The organism is Micrococcus sp. HSID17227, from assembly GCF_003989405.1.
In the GTDB taxonomy this organism is placed as follows: Bacteria; Actinomycetota; Actinomycetes; order Actinomycetales; family Micrococcaceae; genus Micrococcus; species Micrococcus luteus.
This window is the reverse complement of the sequence record NZ_RBLN01000241.1, coordinates 1-3,127: the sequence shown is the minus strand read 5'-3', so window position 1 is coordinate 3,127 and position 3,127 is coordinate 1. Positions and strand designations below refer to the sequence as shown.

The 3,127-nt window shown below is 73.1% G+C and carries 2 protein-coding genes; one reads left to right on the top strand and one right to left on the bottom strand.

The window, feature by feature from the left end; all coding sequences use genetic code 11:
• Positions 1-149 precede the first annotated feature (149 nt).
• A complete protein-coding gene (gene acs, locus D8M29_RS10155) occupies positions 150-2,090 on the bottom strand; it encodes an acetate--CoA ligase (protein ID WP_036314287.1) in 1,941 nt (646 codons plus the stop codon).
• Between the two features lie 234 nt (positions 2,091-2,324).
• On the opposite strand from acs, the gene nth reads away from it, so the two are divergent.
• On the top strand, positions 2,325-3,127 hold an 803-nt coding region (nth, locus tag D8M29_RS10150), incomplete at its 3' end, for an endonuclease III (RefSeq protein ID WP_127445947.1).

The following is a 3,127-nucleotide window of genomic DNA, read 5'->3' as shown; positions in this document are numbered from 1 at the left end:
TGCTCGAGCGCCTCGGGTACACGCCCGACGAGGCCGTGGAGCTGGTCCGCCGGGACGCGGCCGCCCGCGCCTGAGGCGGGCCCGCCCACCGACGACGCCGCCCCGGACCGCACGCAGCGTGCGGTCCGGGGCGGCGTCGTCGTGCCGGCTCAGGCCTTCGGGGCGAGCGTCTCCACGATGCGCTGCATGACCGTGGGGTCGGCCAGCGTGGTGGAGTCGCCCGGGTCGCGGCCCTCGGCCACGTCCTTGAGCAGACGGCGCATGATCTTGCCGGAGCGCGTCTTGGGCAGCTCGGGGACCACGAGCACGCGCTTGGGCTTGGCGATGGGGCCGATGTCCTTGCCCACGTGCTGCCGCAGCTCCTCCTCGACCTCGGCGACGTCGCGGTCGGCCGCGACGGCGACCGCGGTGAGCAGGACGAACGCGACGACCGCCTCACCCGTGGTCTCGTCCTTCGCACCGACCACCGCGGACTCGGCCACGGACGGGTGCGCCACGAGGGAGGACTCGATCTCGGTGGTGGACAGGCGGTGGCCGGAGACGTTCATGACGTCGTCCACGCGGCCCAGCAGCCAGATGTCGCCGTCCTCGTCGTAGCGGGCGCCGTCGCCGGCGAAGTACATGCCGGGGAAGCGGGACCAGTAGGTCTCCTTGAAGCGCTCCCGGTCGCCCCAGATGCCCCGCAGCATGGACGGCCACGGCTCGCGCACCACGAGGAAGCCCGCGCTCGTGTCCGTCATGGGTTCGCCGAGCTCGTCCACGACCTCCAGCACGACGCCGGGCACCGGCCTCTGGGCGGAACCGGGCTTGAGGGTGGTCACGCCGGGCAGCGGGGTGAGCATGTGGGCGCCCGTCTCGGTCTGCCACCAGGTGTCCACGATGGGGCAGCGGCCGGCGCCGATGACCTCGTGGTACCAGCGCCAGGCCTCCGGGTTGATGGCCTCGCCCACGGAGCCGAGCACGCGCAGGCTGGAGAGGTCGTACTCGTCCGGGATGTGCCGGCCCCACTTCATGAACGTGCGGATCGCCGTCGGCGCCGTGTAGAGGATGCTCACGCCGTACTTCTGCACGATCTCCCACCAGCGGCCCTGGTGCGGGGAGTCCGGGGTGCCCTCGTAGATCACCTGGGTGGCGCCGTTGACCAGCGGTGCGTAGGCGACGTAGGAGTGCCCGGTGACCCAGCCGACGTCGGCGGTGCACCAGAAGACGTCCGACTCCGGGTGCAGGTCGAAGGTGTCGTGGTGGGTGACCGCGGCCTGCACGAGGTAGCCGCCGGTGGTGTGCAGGATGCCCTTCGGCTTCCCGGTGGTGCCGGAGGTGTACAGGATGTAGAGCGGGTGCTCGGCGTCGTGCCACACGAGCTCGTGCTCGTCGGACTGGCCGTCCACGACGTCGTGCCACCACAGGTCGCGGCCCTCGGTCATCTCGACCTCGGCCTCGTTGCGGCGGACCACGAGCACGTGCTCGGCGGTGTGGCCGGGCGCGGAGAGGGCCTGGTCCACGGCGGGCTTGAGCATGGAGGGCTTGCCGCGGCGGAAGGAGCCGTCCGCCGTGACGACGAGCTTGGCCTCGGCGTCGTCCACGCGGGAGCGCAGGGCGTCGGAGGAGAAGCCGCCGAACACCACGGAGTGGACCGCGCCGATGCGCGCGCACGCGAGCATCGTGATGACGGCCTCGGGGATCATCGGCAGGTAGACGGCCACGCGGTCGCCCTTGGTCACGCCGAGGGACTCGAACGCGTTGGCGGCGCGCCGGACCTCGGCGGCCAGGTCGGCGTAGGTGTAGGTCCGGGTGTCGCCGGGCTCGCCCTCGAAGTGGATGGCCACGCGGTCGCCGTGGCCGGCCTCGACGTGGCGGTCCAGGGCGTTGTACGCGGCGTTGGTGGTGCCGCCGACGAACCACTTCGCGAAGGGTGCGTCGGACCAGTCCAGGACGTCGGTGAAGTCCTGCTCCCAGTGCAGGACCTCGCGGGCGCGGCGGGCCCAGTAGGCCAGGCGGTCCTCGGCGGCCTCCTCGTACAGGTCGGCTCCGGCCACCGCCTGGGCGGCGAACTCGGCCGGGGGCGGGAACGTGGGGATCTGCTCGTCCATCGACGGGGTCCTTTCGGGGTGGTGCGGTCAGTGCGCAGCGCGGATGTGACGCGCCCCACACTAGTCTCCCGCCTCAGCATGCCGCGCGCGGCGTCGTCGCCACAAATCCTCGGGTCCTGTGTGTCGCATCGTGCCCGGAAGCGGGGGCCGGACGCGGTGCGGACGTCGGCACGCGCCCCGCTCCCTAGGATGGTCGGACCTGAGCGGATCGCACGAGGGCGGGAGGACGCGCGGATGGAGACGGAGTCGACGGGCACGCCGACCGGGGAGACCCAGCTGGCACTGGTGCGCCGGGCGCGGCGGATCAACCGGATCCTGGCCGAGACGTACCCGTACGCCGTCGCCGAGCTGGACTTCGAGACGCCGTTCGAGCTGCTCGTGGCCACGGTGCTGTCCGCCCAGACCACCGACGTGCGGGTCAACGCGGCCACGCCGGCGCTGTTCGCCCGCTTCCCGGACGCCCACGCGATGGCCGCGGCCACCGAGCCCGAGCTGCAGGAGCTCGTGCGCTCCACGGGGTTCTACCGGAACAAGGCCTCCGCGATCCTGCGGCTGTCCCAGGAGCTCGTGGCCCGGCACGACGGCGAGGTCCCCGCCCGTCTCGAGGACCTCGTGGCGCTGCCCGGGGTGGGCCGCAAGACCGCGTTCGTGGTGCTCGGCAACGCCTTCGGCCAGCCCGGGATCACCGTGGACACGCACTTCGGCCGGCTCGCCCGGCGCCTGGGGTTCACGGACGAGACCGACCCGGTGAAGGTCGAGCACGCCGTGGGCGCCCTGTTCCCGCGCCGGGACTGGACGATGCTCTCCCACCGGCTGATCTTCCACGGCCGCCGCGTGTGCCACGCGCGCCGCCCGGCGTGCGGGGCGTGCCCGATCGCCCGCTGGTGCCCGTCCTACGGCGAGGGGGAGACCGACCCCGAGCGGGCGCGCGCCCTGCTGGCCTACGAGCTCAAGCCCGGCCGGGAGGAGCTGCTCGAGCTCCTGCGCGCGGGGCGGACGCGCCGGGAGCTGCGCGCCCTCGGCCACGGGCTGGAGGA

What these genes read in the sequence shown, in the direction of transcription:
- acs (WP_036314287.1), bottom strand. Translation starts at nt 2,090, where the DNA reads ATGGACGAGCAGATCCCCACGTTCCCGCCCCCGGCCGAGTTCGCCGCC.